This is a genomic window from Mesorhizobium sp. M1C.F.Ca.ET.210.01.1.1 (assembly GCF_004791585.1).
GTDB lineage: Bacteria > Pseudomonadota > Alphaproteobacteria > Rhizobiales > Rhizobiaceae > Mesorhizobium.
This window is the reverse complement of record NZ_SRUU01000016.1, coordinates 61,784-79,195: the sequence shown is the minus strand read 5'-3', so window position 1 is coordinate 79,195 and position 17,412 is coordinate 61,784. Positions and strand designations below refer to the sequence as shown.

Below are 17,412 nucleotides of genomic sequence, written 5' to 3'. Positions count from 1 at the left end.
TGTGAAATTCAATAATTATCGCTTGATAGCGCAGCAGATAGGTTCGCTCAACCCGTCAATCGACACCACGGAGTGAACCCATGAAAGCCATCGAACTCAGCCAGCCCAGGCTGGACGCCTTCCGCGCCGCCAGCGTCGCCACGCCCGAACCGCAGCGCGGCGAGGTGCTGATACGCCAGTGCGCGGCGAGCCTGAATTTCGTCGATGTCGCTGTCGCGAGCGGCAATTACCCCGGACCGGTCTTCCCGCTCATTCCGGTTGCCGACGGCGCCGGCGAGATCGTCGCGCTCGGCGAGGGCGTGACAGGCTTCAGCATGGGCGACCGCGTCGTCGCCCACGCCAAGCCGCGCTGGATCGGCGGCCGGCCGCGGCCTTACGAGATGACGCAGATGCGCGGCATCTCGCTCCCCGGGTCGCTTGCCCAATATGTCGCCCTGCCGGCCAATTCGGTCGTGCCGGTCCCGCCGCACCTCTCCTTCGAGGCTGCCTCGACGCTGCCCATCGCCGGCACCACCGCCTGGAACGCGATCCGCGCCGCCGATGTCGGACCTGGCTCGGTGGTCGTGCTGCTCGGCACCGGCGGCGTCTCGATCTACACCCTCCAGCTTGCCAAGGCGGCCGGGGCCACCGTCGTCATCACTTCGTCTTCGGACGAGAAGCTGGAGCGAGCCAAGGCGCTCGGCGCCGACCACCTGATCAACTACCGCGCGACGCCGGACTGGGACGGCAAGGTACTGGAACTGACCAACGGCCTCGGCGCCGACCTGGTCGTCGAAACCGGCGGCACCGCCACCTTCGCGCGCGCCGTCAACGCCACCGCGCCCGGCGGCACGCTGTTCACCATCGGCTTCGTCACCGGCGCCGAGGCAACCGTCAACCTGCTGCCGATCATCATCAAGGCGCTGAAGGTGGTGGGCAACAACACCGGTTCGGTGTCCGACCTGCGCGACGCCGCCCGCGCCATCGGCGCCGCCGGCATCGAACCGGTCGTCGACAAGGTGTTTTCACACAACGATGCGACAGAAGCCTACACCCACATGGCCGCAGGCGGCCTGCATTTCGGCAAATTGGTGTTCGGCCTGGAGTGGTAGGAAGTGTGCCGCCGGAGATCGGCGAAAGCGATGAAACTGCCGATCTCCCTGACCCGATTTTCCTTGCCCCGATTTCCCTGACCCAGATTTCCCTGGCAGGGAGATCGGGGAGCTTCAATTCGCCTCGCCCGAACCCTTGCCGCACTCGGCCAGCACCTTGCCGATTGCCGCGCTCGATCCCGTCAGCGGGAAGCTCGCCGCGCCATATTTGTCGGCGCTGATCGTCACCTCGCCCTTGCCGCGCAAGAGCGCCAGCAGCGGGTCGGCGGGGCCGGAGAGGTCCGCCGTGAAATAATTGTACATCGCCTCCAGCACGAGGTTTTTGGTCACGCTCTTGCCTCCGGCCTTGAAGGTGAAGGAGCCGCGGGTGCCCGGCTCGAGCTGCCCGCCAGCGCCGCCCAGATCGTAGCTCAGCACCGGCCTGTCGAAGCAGGCCAGCATCAGGCTTGCATCGCCCTTCGGCCCGCCGCAGACCGAGGCCATCAGCACGCTACCTCCTTCGTCCTCTTCCATCTTGGCCGACCAGGCGCAGGACGCGGCATGGGCGGGGAGGGTGGTTGCCAGCGCCAGGATGAATGTCGCCAATGCGGTTTTCATGATCGCTCCCCCGTTGAGATGCGGCGGGATCATAGCGAGATTGGCGAAAGCGCGCGAGCGAGTGATCTCCCCCCAGGGGGGAGATCGTCAGTTCCAGCGCCGGCGTTAAATCAACTTCTCCAGCGTGATCGGCAGATCCCGTACCCTTTTCCCGGTAGCGTGGAACACAGCATTGGCAATCGCCGGCGCCACGCCGACGATGCCAAGCTCGCCCACGCCCTTGCCGCCAAGGGCGGAGGAGTGCGGGTCGGGGATGCCGACCGAGATCGTCTGGATGTCGGGGATGTCGGCATTGGTCGGCAGCATGTAGTCGGCGAAATTGCCGTTGACGATGCGGCCGTGCCTGCGGTCGACGATGCCTTCTTCGAGCAGCGCCTGGCCGATGCCCATGATGATGCCGCCCTTCCACTGGCTCTCTGCCAGCTTCGGGTTGTAGAGCCGGCCGGAATCCAGCGCCGACACCACGCGCGACACGCGCACCGTGCCGAAGTCCTCATCGACACGCACTTCGACGAAATGCGCGCACCAGGAATGGCGCGAATAATCGCCCTCGGTGTGCGGAAGCGCCATGGCGATGGTGGTGTAGTTGTTGTAGCGCTGCTCCGGTGTGAAGCCGGCCGGAACGGTGTCGCCCTTGGCCTCGATCCGCTCGCGGCCAAGCATGCCCATCAGTTCCGCGATCGACAGCTCCGGCCCTTCGCCGCGCGGCGAGGCGATGCGTCCGTCCTTCACGGCAAGCGTGTTCGCCTGCAGTCCATGGAAAGGCGAGCGCGGATCGGAGAGCGCCAGCCCGACCAGCTCGTCGAGCGCCTGGCTTGCGGCCTTGTAGACGGCGCCGGTCATGACGCCGGCAAGCCGCGAGCCGCCGGTGACGCCGGCGCGGGCAAGAAGCGAATCGCCGAGCTTCACCGTTACCTGCTCCACCGGCACGCCGAGCGTTTCGGCCGCGGTCTGCGCCAGGATCGTGTAGGTGCCCTGGCCCATGTCGATGGAGGAGCTTTCGACCTCGACCGAACCGTCGGCAAGGATCTTCACCATCGCCTCGCCATAGGCGCGCCGCACCGGATAGGTGCCGGCCGCGACGCCCCAGCCGACAAGCTGGCGGCCGTCGCGCATCGAGTGCGGCGCGGGCGAACGCTTCGCCCAGCCGAAGGCCTCTGCGCCGGCGGCGAAGGCCTCGCGCAATTGCCTTGTGGACCACGGCTTCTTCACCTGCGGGTCCTGCTCGGCATAGTTGATCAGCCGCATCTCAAGCGGATCGATGCCCAGCTCATAGGCAAGCTCGTCGATGGCGCATTCGATGCCGAAGGCGCTGGGGTTCTCGCCCGGCGCGCGTTTTGCGCCCGGCACCACCGTGTTCACCCGCACGACGTTCTGCTTCGAGGAGAAGTTGGGCGTGGCGTACATGATCGCGGTGACGGAGCCGAGCGGCTCGACCCACATGCCGTCGACGGCCGTCTCGTTGACGCCGCGATGCACGATCGACTGGATGCGGCCCGCCTTGTCGGCGCCGATCGCCACCGTCTGCCGGGTCGCGGCGCGGCCGCCATAGGAGGTGAAATTCTGCGGCCGGTTGAGCACCAGCTTCACCGGACGGCCGAGCATCTTTGCCGCTGCCGCCGCCACCGCGCTGTGCGCAAGCGCCAGCGCCTTGGAGCCGAAGCCGCCGCCGATATAAGGCGAGACCAGCCGCACATTCTCGAACGGTACGCCGAACCATTCGGCATAGGTGCGCGCCATGCCGTCGACCCATTGGCTGGGCTCCCAGATGGTCAGCTCATCGCCTTGCCAGCGCGCGATCAGCCCGTGCGGCTCCATAGCCGCCTGGAACTCGCGCGGCGTGTTGTAGGCCGCGCAGACGCGCACCGGCGCCGCGGCGAAGGCGGCTTCAGCGTTGCCCCATTCCTTGGTCATGGCCTCGATCGGGATCCCGTCGGTGCCGTCGCTCAGGTCGACGATGGCCGGCGTCTCGTCATAGCTGACCTTGACGAGCGCGGCCGCCGCCACCGCCTGCTCGAAGGTCTCGGCAACGACCGCCGCGATGTGCTGGCCGGAAAAGGTGACCTCGCGGGCAAGCGGGTTGTAGGTCGGCTGCGCCGGCGGGTTGCCGAGCCAGTCCGATGCGCCCTTGAGCACCATGATGGTGTCGGGCGTCAGCACGGCGAGCACGCCCGGCGCGGTCTCGGCCGCGCGGGTGTCGATGCCTATGACTTTGCCGGCGGCAATCGTCGCGCTGACCAGAACCGCATGCGTCAGCCCTTCGAGCTGCTGCTCGAAAGCGTAATGCGCCTTGCCGGTGATCTTGGCCGGGCCGTCGACGCGCGACAGCCGCCCGCCGACCGCTTCGAGGCGCGCGCTGTCGGAGGCTGCGTGCTTCATGTCATGAACGGTCATGCCGTCTCTCCCAATTTGAGGATGGCGCGCGCGATGACGCGCGGCGCCAATGCGATCTTGTAGTGGTTGGCGCCATGGTCGACGGCGCCCTCCATGGCGAGCTCGCTCGCCTTGCGCACGCTGGCTTCGTCGAGCGCCTTGCCTTTCAGCGCGTCTTCCACCGACCGCGCGCGCCACGGTTTCGTCGCGACGCCACCGAGCGCGACGCGGATGTCGCGGATGGTGCGGCCGTCGGCTTCGAGCTCCAGCCCTATCGCCGCGCTCGCCGCCGCGAATTCGTAGGACTGGCGGTCGCGGACCTTCAGATAAGTCGAGCGCCTGGCGGCGGCAGAGCCGGGGATCTCGATCGCGGTGATGATCTCGCCGGGGCGGATGTCGTGCTCCTGCTCGGCCGTGGCGCCGGGGGCGAGGAAGAAGTCCTCGATCTTCAGCCTCCTTTCGCCGAGATCGACCTCGGCGTCGAAGGCGACGAGCGCGATCGCCAGGTCGCCCGGATAGGTGGCGATGCAGGCCTCGCTAGTGCCAAGCACGGCATGGCCGCGCGTTATGCCGCCGATCGCCGAGCAGCCGCTGCCCGGCGCGCGCTTGTTGCAGGCCGGGAAGTTGGCGGGGTCGCGGAAATAGGGGCAGCGCGTGCGCTGCATCAGGTTGCCGCCGATGGTCGCCATGTTGCGAAGCTGCGCCGAGGCCGCCTGCCAGAGCGCCTCCGACACGGCCGGGAATTGGCTCTTCACCGCGGCATGGTCGGCGACATGGCTCATCTTCGCCAGCGCGCCGATGATCGCGCGGTCGGAATTCACGTCGATGGCATTGAGCCCCTCGATGTGGCTGACGTCGATGACGGTCGAGGGTTCGGCGACGCCGCATTTGGCGAGGTCGACCAGCGTCGTGCCGCCGGCAAGCAGCATGGCGCCGGGCAGCGCTGCGGCGTTGCGCGCGGCTTCCACGCTGTCGGCGCGAAGGTAGGAAAAGTCTCTCATGAGCGGAGCTCCTGTGCTGCCTGGCGGACGGCGGCGACGATGTGCGGATAGGCGCCGCAGCGGCAGAGATTGCCGGCCATGTATTCGCGGATCTCCTCATCGGAGCCGGCATGGCCCTCGCGGATGCAGGCTACTGCCGACATGATCTGTCCCGGCGTGCAATAGCCGCACTGGAAGGCGTCCTGCTCGAGGAACGCGGCCTGCACGGCGTTCAGCGTTCCGTCTTCGCCGGCCAGCCCTTCGATGGTGGTGACCGAGCGGCCTTCGACCTGCGCCGCCAGCGTCAGGCAGGCGAGCACGCGCTCGCCGTCGACATGCACGGTGCAGGCGCCGCACTGGCCCTGGTCGCAGCCTTTCTTGGTGCCGGTGAGGTGGAGCCGCTCGCGCAGCGCGTCGAGCAGCGTCACCCGCGGCTCGACTTCGAGCGCGTGGGTCTGGCCGTTGATGGTGAGATGGAGGGAGAGGGTGGTGGGACTGGGGGTTGAGCCGTTGGTGGCCTGGCCGTTTCTGAACTGGCCGTCTTCGGGAGGATCGATGATGGTCTGGCCTGCGTGGGTCTGACTTGTCATGAGGCGTCGGGCTCCAATTGCTGGACGCTAGGGGGATGGAAATGGGGCTTGGGAGAGGAGGGGCAAGGGATAGGGTTGCAAGGAGGCGGCCTCTGCATTCGTCATCCTCGGGCTTGACCCGAGGATCCATGCCGTGACGGTCGCCGAGGGTCGCAACGGGCCAGAATTCTGCACCGCAGCCGCGCTCGCAGGTAACGGCATGGATCCTGGGGTCTGCGCCGCGTCGCTTCGCTCCTTGCTCCGCCCTAGGATGACGAGCTTCCGGGCGAAGTCGTTGTTCGCAGGCGTCGCGAAAAGCGCCGCCCTTCCCCAGCGGACAGGGTGAGCTTTCCGTTCTCGAACACGTGACATACCGCTTCCCCCGATTATATGATAAGACGACTCCACTAAAACGGAGGCGCCTCCGTTTATTTACGTGGGGGCTGATCCCAATGGGTTCAAGCCCCATATTGCGAGAGTGGAGAAAAAACTGACCGGACAGTCGCCAGAGACCGCCGAAAAGCCGGAAACGCCGGCGCTGAAGCGGCTGCGCGCCGACGCGCAGCGCAACCGCGACAAGCTCGTCGAGGTGGCGGCGCAGGCTTTTGCGGCCGACGGCGTCGACGTCTCGCTGGAGGATATCGCGAAGCGGGCAGGAGTCGGCATCGGCACGCTCTACCGGCATTTCCCGACGCGCGAGCATCTGGTCGAGGTGGTCTATCGCCGCGAGGTGGAGGGGCTCTGCCAGGCGGCCGAGGAGCTTGCCCGCGATCATCCGGCCGACGTCGCGCTGGAGCTGTGGATGCAGCGCTTCGTCGACTACATCGCCACCAAGCGGGGGCTCGCCACCAGCCTGCGCCTACTGCTCAGCACCAACTCGACGCTGTTCTCCGACACCTCGGGTCGCGTCTCGGGCGCGATGCGGCGCTTGGTCGAGGCGGCCGCCGCCGCGGGAAAGATCCGCGCCGACGTCGACGCCTCCGATGTGATGCATGCGCTGGGCGGCATCTACTCCGCCCCCAACACGCCCGACTGGCGCGAGCGGTCGGGGCGGCTGGTGAAGCTCCTGATGGACGGGCTGCGGTTCGGGGCGAGGGGGTAGCGCTCGCCCCTTGCGAGAACGGAGCCGGCGCTGATCCACTTTCCCTCGTCACCGCCTAGCATTCCCCGACCCGCAGCCTACATAGTCGGCACCTCCCACCCCGCATAAGGATCCCACCATGCCCGAACAGCTCACCTTGAACGATGGCGCCTCCATTCCCCAGATCGGGCTCGGCGTGTGGCAGGTCGACCCAGGCATCACGTCGCAGGTCGTGGGCTGGGGCATCGACGCCGGCTATCGCCTGATCGACACCGCCGAGGGCTACCGCAACGAAGAGGGCGTGGGCGAGGCGATCCGCGCGACGAGCGTGCCTCGCAATGAGCTGTTCATCACCTCGAAGCTGCGCAATGGCGGCCACCAGCGCGATGCGGCATTGCGCGCCTTCGACGACACGATGCGAAAGCTCGGCATCGACCGGATCGATCTCTTCCTCATCCACTGGCCGGTGCCCAGCCAGAACAAATATGTCGAGGCCTGGAAGACGCTCGTCGAGCTCAAGCAAGCCGGCCGCATCAAGTCGGTCGGCGTCTCGAACTTCAACCAGGACCATCTGGAGCGCATCATCGGCGAGACCGGCGTCACGCCCGTCGTCAACCAGATCGAATTGCACCCGCGCTTCCAGCAGCGCGACAAGCGCGACTTCCACGCCAGGCACAACATCAGAATAGAAAGCTGGAGCCCGCTGGGCAGCGGCCGGCTGCTCGCCGATCCGACGCTGGAGGGGATTGCGAAGAAGCACGGCAGGTCGGTGGCGCAGGTCATCGTCCGCTGGCACCTGCAGGAGGGGCTGATCGTCATCCCGAAATCGATCCGCCAGGACCGCATCGCCGCCAATTTCGACGTCTTCGGTTTCGAGCTGGACAGCGAGGACATGCAGACCATCCGCGGCATGGATGCGCGCGACGGACGGACGGGGCCCGACCCGGCCACGGCGGCGTTCTTGTTCTGAGGAAGAGGCTCTCCTTCTCCCGCAAGGGGAGAAGGAGAGGGCGTTCGCCTACCCGTTCGATTCCACCACGATCACCAGAGACTCCGGCACCACGCCGTCATAGGCCATCGCGTCGGCGGCCGCTTTGCTCTGCATCACGGCCGTGAGCTTGTCCATGTCCGGAACGTCCATCATCACCGCGACGCGTTTCGGGTTCTGCGGGTCGACGAAGGTGCGGATATTGGTGATCCCGAGCGGGCCGAACAGCTCCTTGCGCTTGGGCGACGTAAGCCAATGGTTCACGTCTTTGCTGATGTCGTGATAGCCGATGATCGTAGGCATTTGAGGCCTCCCAACGTGGCGTCGGCGGGTCGAAATCGCCCGCCTTGGCTGCGATCCTTGCTGCGTCGAATGAGCGCCGCTTCCGGAGGGCTGTCAATTAGGATTTTCTAATATTTCGCAGCCAGGACGGAACGGCTGGTCTCCCCGCAGGTGGGGGAGAAGGCGGCGAGGCGACGCTATCGGCACGCCGGTAGGAAAACATTTCTAAATTAGCCATCTCTCATGGAACTTTGTGGCGGATCTTTCATTTTCAACGACATGCGAGACTCTGTCCACGGCATCCGGACGCGGGCAAACGTGCTATCCCCACGCTACTCATTGGTGCTGCCGATATACAATGAGGAAGAAGTATTGCCTCTGCTGGTCGAGAGGATCAGCGCGCTGGTCGCGCGGCTGGACGGAGAGACCGAAGTCATCTTCGTCGACGACGGAAGCAGCGACAAAAGCGTGCGGTATCTGCGCCGCATGCTCACAGCTGAACCGAGCTTCCGGCTGATCGAGCTCTCCCGCAACTTCGGGCATCAGATCGCCATCACTGCAGGCATGGAAGCGGCTGCCGGCGACGCGGTCATCGTCATGGATGCCGACCTGCAGGACCCGCCCGAAGTCGTTCTCGACTTGGTGGCGAAGTGGAAGGAAGGCTTCGAAATCGTCTATGCAAGGCGTGTCAGGCGCGAGGGCGAATCCTGGTTCAAGCGCTTCACCGCGAGCGTCTTCTACCGCCTGCTGGAGAAGATGACGCCGGTCGACATCCCGCGCGATGTCGGCGATTTCCGCCTGGTGGGCCGCAAGGCGCTGGAGACGTTCAAGCGCATGCCCGAGCACGACCGTTTCGTCCGGGGCATGTTCGGCTGGATGGGCTTCAAGCAGGCGGCGGTGCCGTTCGAGCGCCCGGCGCGCACCCTGGGCGAGACCAAATACCCTTTCTGGAAGATGCTTAATCTTGCGCTCCACGGCATCATCGGCTTCTCGGAGCAACCGTTGCGGCTGGCGCTTTGGACCGGGTTGGCGGTTTCCGCTCTCGCCGTGGTGTATGGCGCCTACGCGATCCTCGCCTGGATCTTCGAAGCCGGGGTGATCGCCGGCTGGACGTCCACGGTGGTGATCGTGTCGCTGCTCATCGGCATCAATCTCTTCATGACCGGTGTGGTCGGGCTTTATGTCGGCAGTATCCATGCCGAGGTGAAACGGCGCCCGCTCTACGTCATCAACAGGCTGAGCGGCTTCGACCGGCCTGCGCGCGTCGCCTCCCGCGAGAGGCGTCCGCCATTCCGCAAGTCCGGCAACGGGGTTCCGGCGGATGTCCGAACGCTTCGACAGCTATAAATCCAATTACGGCGAGCTGGTTCAGGGATCGATCCGGTTTTCCGGGCTTCGGCACGATTTCTTCCTGCTTGCCAAGGCCGAGCTTTTGCGGCGCCTGGCGCTCGAGCAGCGCCGTCGCCAGGGTCGGGCAGACCTGCGCGCGCTCGATGTCGGCTGCGGTGTCGGGTCGCTTCATCCCTATCTCGAGGACGCCTTCGATCGCCTCGACGGCTGCGACGTGTCGAAGGAATCGCTGTCGCGCGCCGGCCGGGAGAATCCGCGCGTCGCCTACACGGCGTGCACCTCCTCGCGCCTGCCCTATGACGACGGCGTGTTCGACCTGGCCTTTGCCAGCTGCGTCGTCCACCACGTGCCGCCTGCGTCGTGGCAGGGCTTCTTCTGCGAGATGCGGCGCGTCCTTCGGCAAGGCGGGCTCGCCTGCATCATCGAGCACAACCCCTACAACCCGCTGACCCGCATAGCGGTGTTGAGGTGCCCGTTCGACGAGGATGCTGTCTTGCTCGGCGCCGGCAAGGCGGCATCGCTTTTCGAGCAAGCAGGCTTCAGCGACATCCGCTGCGAGCATTTTCTGCTTCTGCCCTCGGCGAGGCACCTTGCCAGGAAGCTGGAGCGCGCCCTCGCGCGCCTGCCGCTCGGAGCGCAGTATGCCTGTGTCGCGCGTGCCTGAGCATCGTTTCGTCGCCAGCCTGAGGCTCCTGGCGCGCTTCGGCTCGGTCGGCATCGTCGCGACGATCCTCTACGCTGCCCTGGTCGCCGTCTTTGCCGGATCGGGATGGATCGGCCTTGCGCCCGTGAAGGCCTCGCTCGCGGCCTACGCCGCCGCCGCCGTGTTTTCCTACCTGGCCCACAAATTCTTCACCTTCATGTCGGCCGGCTCGCACCGGACGGAAGCGCCGCGTTTCCTCCTGCTGACCGCGACCGGCCTTGCCGTCGCCTACGCGGCGCCGTCGCTGCTGACCGAGCTTTTCGGACTGCCGCTCTTCGTTCCCGTCCTGCTCACCTGCTTGGTCATTCCGGCGCTCAATTTCCTGATGCTCGACCGATGGGTGTTCGCGAGGCGTGGTCGGCGGGACAAAACGTCCGCGTGAAGCCAGATGCATGTCGCCCAAAAGTGTACAGCGGTTTTGGGAAACGACATGCATAAAACAAAGACTTAAAGCGCATCCAGCCGGAATGAGATCAGTTTGATGGAGCGGTTGTAGATGTTGCTTGCGGCGGGGCTCTGCGCGATGCCGTCGGGATAGTCGAATTCTATCTCCAGCATCCCGCTATCGGGCAGGGCTGCCCGCGGAATGGCGAGGGTCACGGTCGTCGGCGCGGGACCGGACAGCGTCGCCTGGTGCAGCCGGATGCCGTTCGCCGAGATGACGACCCGTTGCGAGAGCTGCGGCGGGCGGATGACGGCGGCCATCTGCAGCGTGGCCAGGAGACCCTCGCCGGGCGGCGACGGCAGCGCGAGGCGAAGCCGCGACGTCTCGCCCAGCGAGTGGGTGCCGTCGGCCACCGGACCCGACCAGCCGCAGACCATCATGGCGGTTGCCTCTCTGGCGCCATCGGAGCGGAACGACACCGTGCGGCCGGGCGTGTAGCGCCCGACGGCGTCGCGGTTGAGGCAGGTCGTGCTCTTGTCGATGTAATAGGCGCGGTAGTCGTTGTTGACGTTTGGATTGAGGGCAAGCGCGAGGATGGCGAGTTCGGCCGCGGCAAGAGCGGCCGCCAGCCCGTAGCCGCCGAGCAAGACTGCCGGCCTGGCGGATTGCGTTGGCTCAGACCAGGGCAAGATAGCCTCCGAGCCAGGCGACGGTCATGAAGAAGCAGGCGACTGGGAGGGCTATCATGGCTGCCACGAAGGTCGGCCTCGATGCCGACAGCAGGGAGGTCGTCAACATCGTCAGCGGCGCAAGGCCGACGACATACCTCACCATGGAGGCCAGATTGGTGGTCAGGGGCAGGATGATGGCCAAAGCGCAGAACAGGGCCGCGCCATATTGCCTGCGGACCGCGAGCACGCCCGAAAGCGCCAGTCCGGCAATCGCCGCCATTGCGCTCCATTGCGGCGCCGTGGGCAGCCACCCGGCCTTCGGATGGTAGGAGAGGCCGTCCCACACGAACAGCAGCGGATCGCCCGCGACGCGTCCGAACGCGCGCTGGACATGGGCGAAGGCAAAGCCGTCCCCGACCGTGACATGCAGGAAGAGGATGTAGCCGAACAATCCGGCAGGCGAGATCAATATGGCGATGATGAGATCCGGACGGCTCAGCAGCCAGCGTGGGAAGGCGACGGCCGGTCCGCCCTTCTGGCGATGCTCCTCGAACATGCGAATGACGATCGCGAAGACCGCAAGGACGCCCACGAGCCTCGTTGCCGACAGCAACGCGCATGATAGGCCAGCGGCAAGATAGTTCGAGCGCCTGAGCGCAAGAAAAAGGCAGGACGTCAAAAGCACGAAGAGCGGTTCGGTCAGGAAAGTGGCGAAGTAGAAGGAGAACGGGCCACTCAGCAGGAAAGTGCAATAGAGCACATAGGCCCGCATGTGTTTCTCCAGCAGCGGCCATGCCACGAGGCACGAAGCATAGCTGCACGCCACCGATGCCATGGTCGCGATCACGATGGTGGGGAAGGGGAGAACCGAGCGGATGGCTGCCACCAGCATCGGATAGAGCGGAAAGAATCCCCAACGTCCGACATTGCTGTGGTTCGGGATAGGAAAACGCTCATAACCCTGTTCGGAAAGGTTCACATACCATGAGCAATCCCACCTGCAGAGCGCGCGGGCATAGGCCGCGAAGCTCGGGTCCGCCGACACCGAGGCAAATGCGGCATAGCGGATGGCAAGGCCGCTCAGGGCGAAGAGCAGCGGCACCGCCGCCACCGCGATGACCATGAAGCGAATGCCGCTGTTCGCCCGCGCCGCATCTTCAAGCGCCAAATCCGCCTCCACCCGTCCGGGCGGCATGCCGCCGCCCTCCGCATCGGGCCGGCTACCAGGCGGGTCGGCCGTCCAACGCGGCGTCCGGTAAAGCGGCTGTGGGTATTTTAGTTCCGTCGCAAGTATCTAAAATCGGTTGCTTGGCGCGCGGCCGGTCGGCTTCCCGCCTTCTCCAGCAGGAAGAGAACCGGTAGGCTTTGCGCGCTGTCAGTCGCTGGAGCCCCACCATTCCAAAGCCCACCTTCCTCGAAATCGCCCGCCGCGCCGGCGTCGGCACGGCCACCGTCGAGCGCGTGCTGAACGGCAGGGGCGGGGTGCGGCCGCAGACCGTCGAGAAGGTGGTGGCGGCGGCGCGCTCGCTCGATTATCCGCGCCGGCTGCCGGAGGCGCATCGCGGCGTGATCCGCATCGAGGTGATCCTGGTCAGGCCGGACGCGACCTTCTTCGCGCGGCTGTCGCGCGCCTTCGAGCGCATCGCCGCGACGCTCGACCGCACCATCGCCGTCCACCGCACCTTCCTCGATGAAGCGAACCCGGCGGCGATCGCCAGGCGCATCCTCGAACCTGAGCTTCGGCGCGCTGCCCTTATCCTCGCCGTGCCCGATCATCCGCTGGTGAGCGCGGCGCTGCGCAAGCTTGAGGCGGAGAATATCCCGACCGTGCAGATCGTCACCCAGATCTCCGGCACCAAGAGCACCTATGTCGGCATCGACAATTACGCCGCCGGCCGCATGGCCGGGCTGCTGATGGCGAAGATGCAACGGCGGCCTGGCAAGGTGGCCGCGATCTGCCACAGCCAGATTTATCGCGTGCACCGCGACCGCGTGCGCGGCTTCTTCGACTATCTGATCGAGGAGGCCCACGATTTCGAGCCGGTCGCGGCGCTCTTCGGCCATGACGACGGCGACCGCAACGCCGAGCAACTGCACGAGGCGTTCGTGCGCTGGCCGGACCTTGCCGGCCTCTACAATGCCGGCGGCGCCAACACCGCGCTGAACGAGGTGCTGCGCCGCAACGTGAGAGGCCGCGAGATGTTCTTCGTCGGCCATGAGCTGACCGAGCGCAGCGCGCGGGCCTTGCGCGAGGGCACGATGGACGTCGTGCTCGACCAGGCGCCGGAAGCACAGGCGCGTCGCGCCATAGACCTGGTGCTGGCAGCGCTCAATCTGCACGACCTGCCGGTCGACAACCCGCCGATCCGCTTCATCACCTTCACTGCCGAGAACCTTTGATCTGATTTGATCAAGGAAGCGCGAGCCTTCGCGGCAATCGCGGTGCTAACTCGCCGTGAACGGGAAGACGATCGCGTGTGAAATCTCCCCCTCATCCGGCCGCCGCGCAGCACCGACGCCGGCGGCATCCTCTTCTTGCCGGGAGAGGTGGCAATCCGGGTGAGGGGGACTTTTTCCAGCCGTGATCGTCTCGCCCGCAAAACGGAGGATCACCAGTGACAAGACGGCTGACGGCCTATGACCTGCGGAACGCCAAGGGCAGCAGGAAATGGCTGCAGCTGCACGTCGACACGCCGGCCGAGGCGGCCGCCGCGGTGGCCTGCGACATCGTCATCCTCTCCTGCGAGCCCGACCACAATCTGGAAGCCATCCGCCAGGCGGCACCCTTCGCCTTCCTCTCCGTCGGCATGCCGCATGGCGCGGTCGCTTCGCCCGACGAGGCGGTGCGGCTTGGCTTCGCCATGATGAAGCGCGGCGCCGATGCGGTTTACTGCTCGCACTCGCCGCGCTTCATCGAGGCCATGGCGGCCGAGGGCATTCCCGTCACCGGCCACGTCGGCCTGGTGCCGAACCGCGCCACCTGGACGAATTTCCGCGCCATCGGCCGCACGGCGGAGGAAGCCTTCAAGGTGCTGCGCGCTGCAAAGGATCTTGAGAATGCTGGTGCTGCCTGCATCGAGGTCGAAGTGGTGCCGGTGCGCCTCGCCGAGCACATCACACGCGGCACACCGCTGATCACCATGGGCATGGGCTGCGGTACGGCTTGCGACACGCAGTACCTGTTCTCCTGCGATGTGCTGGGGACGCACACCGGCCACTACCCGCGCCATGCCAAGCGCTATGCCGACTTCGTCACGCTGGAGGCCGAGCTGCAGGAAAAGCGCATCAGTGCCTTCCGCGCCTTCGGCCGTGACGTCGCCGAAGGCAGCTACCCGGAAGCCAGGCACCAGGTGGATATGGACGATGCCGCCTACGACCGCTTCCTCACCCTCGCACAATCCTTGTGAAATGGGGGCCTTGTGAGACCAGCCATGGACGACCTTCAATACGGCACGCGCAACAAAAGAGGTGACTGGGCGCCGAACGAACCGGCCGGCACCGCGCCACTCTTCGTCTTTCCGCCGCGCCCGCTGGCGCTGCTCAAATGGCTGCCGGGTTATTTCCTGCCCTACAATCTGCTGTTCGCGCTCTTGGCGGTGGCGTGGTGGCGCTTCGTGCTGCCCGACGTCGAGGTGATGAAGACTTTGTCCTGGGGCTGGATCCTGCGCCTCTTCATCGTCAACTGCGCGGCGCTGCTCGCCTTCTTCGGCGTCTTCGAGCTTCGGCTCTACATCTTGAGAGCCCAGGGCAACCGCTTCAAATACAACGGCAAATGGCCTTCGGAGCAGAAGAGCAAGGCCTTCTTCTTCGAGAACCAGAACCTCGACAACATGCTGCGCACCTTCGGCACCGGCATGCCGATCTGGACAGCGATCGAGGTCGCGATCCTCTATGCCTACGCCAATGGCTATGTACCGTGGCTGACCTTCGCCGAGCACCCGCTCTACCTGTTCCTGCTGGCGCTTGTGGTGCCGATCATCCACGAGACGCATTTCTTCCTGCTGCACCGGACGATCCACTGGGGGCCGCTCTACAAATGGGTGCATTCGGTGCACCACAATTCGGTAAACCCGTCGCCCTGGTCGTCCCTGTCGATGCATCCGGTCGAGCAACTCGGCTATCTCGGCGTGGCGTTCTGGCATCTCATCATCCCGTCGAACCCGCTGCTGGCGCTCTACCAGCTCCATTATGCGGGCTTCGGCGCCATTCCCGGCCATGTCGGCTTCGACAAGATCGAGCTGACCGAGGACAGAACCGTCGATAGCCACGCCTACATCCACTACCTCCACCACAAATATTTCGAGGTGAACTACGGCGACGGCCTGATCCCCTTCGACCGCTGGTTCGGCACCTTCCACGACGGCAGCAAGGACGGCGAGGCGCGCATGCAGGCCCGCTACGAGAAGAAGAAGGCGCGCGCCAACGCGGCTGCGAAATGACGCCGACAGACCATGTGAGCGGCCTCGGCCGTGCACCGGTGAGAAGGCCTTGGGCCTTCCACCCGGTGAGAACGCCTTCGGCGTTCCACCCAAGCCATCCCGAAAGGGCCGGAAAATCAGAAGCGGAGTGACCCGGCGCTCCAGTCCAAAGGGAGGAACCCCGTGAAGAAACTTCTCATCTCGACGGCTTTGGCTGCGCTGATGTCGACCAACGCATTCGCCGCCAAGCTCGGCGTCTCGATCGTCAATTTCGACAACAATTTCCAGACGCTCTTGATGCACGGCATGCAGGACCGCGCCAAGGAGAAGGGCGCCGACATCCAGGTCGAGGATGCCCAGAACGACGTCGCCAAGCAGCTCGATCAGGTCAAGAACTTCATCGCCTCAGGCGTCGATGCCATCATCGTCACCCTCGTCGACACCAATGCCTCCAAGACCATCAGCGAAGAGGCCGCCAAGGCCGGCATTCCGCTGGTCTTCGTCAATCTCGAGCCGGTCGACATGGCGAAGCTGCCTGAGAAACAGGTCTATGTCGGCTCAAACGAGGTCGAGTCCGGCACGCTGGAAGCCTTCGAGGTGTGCAAGATGCTGCGCGCCAAAGGCAAGTCCTCCGGCGCCAGTGCCTACATCGTCATGGGCAGCCTGGTGCACCAGGCGGCGCTCCAGCGCACCAAGGATGTCGAGCAGGTCTTTTCGACCGACATGTGCAGCTTCATCAAGGTCACCGACAAGCAGTCGTCGGAATGGTCGCGCGACAATGCGCAGAACCTGATGACCAACTGGCTGACCGCCGGTCCGGCGCCCGACGCCGTCATCGCCAACAACGATGAATCCGCCATCGGCGCCATCCTGGCGCTGAAGGCCAATGGCGTCGACATGAAGAACGTCGTGGTCGGCGGCATCGACGCCACGCAGGACGGCCTGCAGTCGATGAAGGCCGGCGAGCTTTCGGTGACGGTGTTCCAGAATGCCAAGGGGCAGGGCGGCGGCGGTGTCGATGCAGCACTTGCCTTAGCCAAGGGCGAGAAGGTCGACCGCGTCGTCTACGTGCCGTTCGAGCTGGTGACGCCCGCGAATGCGGCAGAGTACCTCGGCAAGAACTGACCCAGGACTGAGCCTCCGGGCAAGCCCCGGAGGCTCGCCGCAATCGCACTTACAGGTGAGAAACATGACCGGCTGGATCAGGGCCTGCGGCCTCGACGACATCGAACAGGAAGGCGCCCGCCGCTTCGACCATGGCGGCAAGACCTATGCCGTCTTCCGCTCCCCCGACGACGAGGTGTTCTGCACCGACGGACTCTGCACGCATGAGGCCGTGCACATCGCCGACGGCCTGGTCATGGACTACGAGGTCGAATGTCCGAAGCATTCCGGCGCCTTCGATTACCGCACCGGAGCGGCCAAGCGCCTGCCGCCGTGCATCAACCTCCGCACCTATCCGGCAAAGGTCGAGGCGGGGGAGGTGTTGGTGGCGGTGGGGTAGGAATCCTATGGCGATTGGCGAAATCGCCGGCGGAGGGAGAGGGCGACCCGCCTAAATCCCTTCCCCATCCACCAGCGGCACCTCATCCTCTTCCCACGGTGTAGGCATCGTCCCGCGTCCGGCCGTGGGCAGGGGCATCCAGCATCTGAGCTCCGGCTCGGCATATTCGACGACGCGGCCGGGCGAGGAATCGGATGCCCGCCAGCCTTCCGCGCCGAACTGGTCGGCGCGCGACCAGTAGGCCATGTCGACCTCGGCCGGTCCCTGCTCGGACGAGCGCACCGTGACCAGGATGCGGCTGCCGTCCCTCGGCGCGCTCGCCATGTTGCGCCAGCGTTCGGGCTCGTCCATTTGAATTCCTCCTGCCTGAGCAATTCCAGGAAAAGTGCAGCGGCTTTCCGTCCGGAATTGCGTGAGAAC

The 17,412-nt window shown here is 65.6% G+C and carries 19 protein-coding genes; 11 read left to right on the top strand and 8 right to left on the bottom strand.

Annotated elements, in window-relative coordinates; translation table 11 throughout:
- The first annotated feature begins 80 nt into the window (after positions 1 to 80).
- Positions 81 to 1,091 (top strand): NAD(P)-dependent alcohol dehydrogenase, encoded by a 1,011-nt coding sequence (locus EN853_RS19030; protein WP_127859718.1) that lies wholly within the window; start codon positions 81 to 83, stop codon positions 1,089 to 1,091.
- Positions 1,092 to 1,205: 114 nt separating this feature from the next.
- On the opposite strand, the gene EN853_RS19025 is transcribed toward EN853_RS19030, so the two are convergent.
- From EN853_RS19025 to EN853_RS19010, 4 genes are all read right to left on the bottom strand, one after another.
- Positions 1,206 to 1,688: a hypothetical protein gene (locus EN853_RS19025; RefSeq protein ID WP_245517107.1), complete on the bottom strand. Its 483-nt coding sequence runs from the start codon at positions 1,686 to 1,688 to the stop codon at positions 1,206 to 1,208.
- Positions 1,689 to 1,793: 105 nt separating this feature from the next.
- Positions 1,794 to 4,082 (bottom strand): xanthine dehydrogenase family protein molybdopterin-binding subunit, encoded by a 2,289-nt coding sequence (locus EN853_RS19020; RefSeq protein ID WP_127859717.1) that lies wholly within the window; start codon positions 4,080 to 4,082, stop codon positions 1,794 to 1,796.
- Complete coding sequence (locus EN853_RS19015) at positions 4,079 to 5,062, bottom strand: xanthine dehydrogenase family protein subunit M (RefSeq protein WP_127859716.1); 984 nt, start codon at positions 5,060 to 5,062, stop codon at positions 4,079 to 4,081. Before EN853_RS19015 ends, EN853_RS19020 begins: the two co-directional genes overlap by 4 nt.
- Positions 5,059 to 5,508, bottom strand: a complete 450-nt coding sequence (locus EN853_RS19010) for a (2Fe-2S)-binding protein (protein ID WP_348631587.1) — start codon at positions 5,506 to 5,508, stop codon at positions 5,059 to 5,061. The genes EN853_RS19015 and EN853_RS19010 overlap by 4 nt, the downstream gene beginning before the upstream one ends.
- A gap of 592 nt (positions 5,509 to 6,100) precedes the next feature.
- Here EN853_RS19010 and EN853_RS19000 point away from each other — a divergent pair.
- Positions 6,101 to 6,712, top strand: a complete 612-nt coding sequence (locus EN853_RS19000) for a TetR/AcrR family transcriptional regulator (RefSeq protein ID WP_127859791.1) — start codon at positions 6,101 to 6,103, stop codon at positions 6,710 to 6,712.
- 118 nt (positions 6,713 to 6,830) lie between these two features.
- Positions 6,831 to 7,661: an aldo/keto reductase gene (locus tag EN853_RS18995; RefSeq protein WP_127859713.1), complete on the top strand. Its 831-nt coding sequence runs from the start codon at positions 6,831 to 6,833 to the stop codon at positions 7,659 to 7,661.
- Positions 7,662 to 7,709: 48 nt separating this feature from the next.
- Here EN853_RS18995 and EN853_RS18990 read toward each other — a convergent pair whose 3' ends face one another.
- Positions 7,710 to 7,982, bottom strand: coding sequence for a hypothetical protein (locus EN853_RS18990; RefSeq protein ID WP_127859712.1), 273 nt, complete (start codon positions 7,980 to 7,982; stop codon positions 7,710 to 7,712).
- A 258-nt stretch (positions 7,983 to 8,240) separates the two neighbouring features.
- Between EN853_RS18990 and EN853_RS18985 the strand changes: the two genes are divergently transcribed.
- The 3 genes from EN853_RS18985 to EN853_RS18975 are packed head-to-tail and all read left to right on the top strand — an operon-like array spanning position 8,241 to position 10,396.
- Complete coding sequence (locus EN853_RS18985; RefSeq protein WP_127859711.1) at positions 8,241 to 9,308, top strand: glycosyltransferase family 2 protein; 1,068 nt, start codon at positions 8,241 to 8,243, stop codon at positions 9,306 to 9,308.
- Entirely contained in the window at positions 9,283 to 9,975 is a 693-nt protein-coding gene (locus EN853_RS18980; protein WP_127859710.1) for a class I SAM-dependent methyltransferase, read from the top strand. The genes EN853_RS18985 and EN853_RS18980 overlap by 26 nt, the downstream gene beginning before the upstream one ends.
- Positions 9,953 to 10,396, top strand: coding sequence for a GtrA family protein (locus tag EN853_RS18975; protein ID WP_127859709.1), 444 nt, complete (start codon positions 9,953 to 9,955; stop codon positions 10,394 to 10,396). The genes EN853_RS18980 and EN853_RS18975 overlap by 23 nt, the downstream gene beginning before the upstream one ends.
- A 65-nt stretch (positions 10,397 to 10,461) precedes the next feature.
- Here EN853_RS18975 and EN853_RS18970 read toward each other — a convergent pair whose 3' ends face one another.
- Both EN853_RS18970 and EN853_RS18965 read right to left on the bottom strand, forming a co-directional pair.
- Complete coding sequence (locus EN853_RS18970; RefSeq protein ID WP_127859708.1) at positions 10,462 to 11,088, bottom strand: hypothetical protein; 627 nt, start codon at positions 11,086 to 11,088, stop codon at positions 10,462 to 10,464.
- On the bottom strand, positions 11,075 to 12,265 hold the full coding sequence (locus tag EN853_RS18965; protein WP_245517105.1) for a hypothetical protein: 1,191 nt from the start codon (positions 12,263 to 12,265) through the stop codon (positions 11,075 to 11,077). Before EN853_RS18965 ends, EN853_RS18970 begins: the two co-directional genes overlap by 14 nt.
- A 200-nt stretch (positions 12,266 to 12,465) precedes the next feature.
- Here EN853_RS18965 and EN853_RS18960 point away from each other — a divergent pair, with 200 nt between their 5' ends.
- The 5 genes from EN853_RS18960 to EN853_RS18940 all read left to right on the top strand — a co-directional run bounded on the left by EN853_RS18960 (position 12,466) and on the right by EN853_RS18940 (position 16,992).
- A complete protein-coding gene (locus tag EN853_RS18960) occupies positions 12,466 to 13,470 on the top strand; it encodes a LacI family DNA-binding transcriptional regulator (protein WP_127859789.1) in 1,005 nt (334 codons plus the stop codon).
- A 215-nt stretch (positions 13,471 to 13,685) separates the two neighbouring features.
- Complete coding sequence (locus EN853_RS18955; protein WP_127859707.1) at positions 13,686 to 14,477, top strand: 3-methyl-2-oxobutanoate hydroxymethyltransferase; 792 nt, start codon at positions 13,686 to 13,688, stop codon at positions 14,475 to 14,477.
- A gap of 24 nt (positions 14,478 to 14,501) precedes the next feature.
- The gene (locus tag EN853_RS18950) at positions 14,502 to 15,509 is read left to right on the top strand and encodes a sterol desaturase family protein (protein WP_127859706.1); all 1,008 of its coding nucleotides are present in this window, start codon (positions 14,502 to 14,504) and stop codon (positions 15,507 to 15,509) included.
- Between the two features lie 162 nt (positions 15,510 to 15,671).
- Positions 15,672 to 16,613, top strand: coding sequence for a sugar ABC transporter substrate-binding protein (locus EN853_RS18945; protein WP_127859705.1), 942 nt, complete (start codon positions 15,672 to 15,674; stop codon positions 16,611 to 16,613).
- A gap of 64 nt (positions 16,614 to 16,677) precedes the next feature.
- The gene (locus EN853_RS18940) at positions 16,678 to 16,992 is read left to right on the top strand and encodes a MocE family 2Fe-2S type ferredoxin (protein ID WP_126100817.1); all 315 of its coding nucleotides are present in this window, start codon (positions 16,678 to 16,680) and stop codon (positions 16,990 to 16,992) included.
- 51 nt (positions 16,993 to 17,043) lie between these two features.
- Here EN853_RS18940 and EN853_RS18935 read toward each other — a convergent pair whose 3' ends face one another.
- A complete protein-coding gene (locus EN853_RS18935; protein ID WP_127859704.1) occupies positions 17,044 to 17,343 on the bottom strand; it encodes a hypothetical protein in 300 nt (99 codons plus the stop codon).
- Positions 17,344 to 17,412 lie beyond the last annotated feature (69 nt).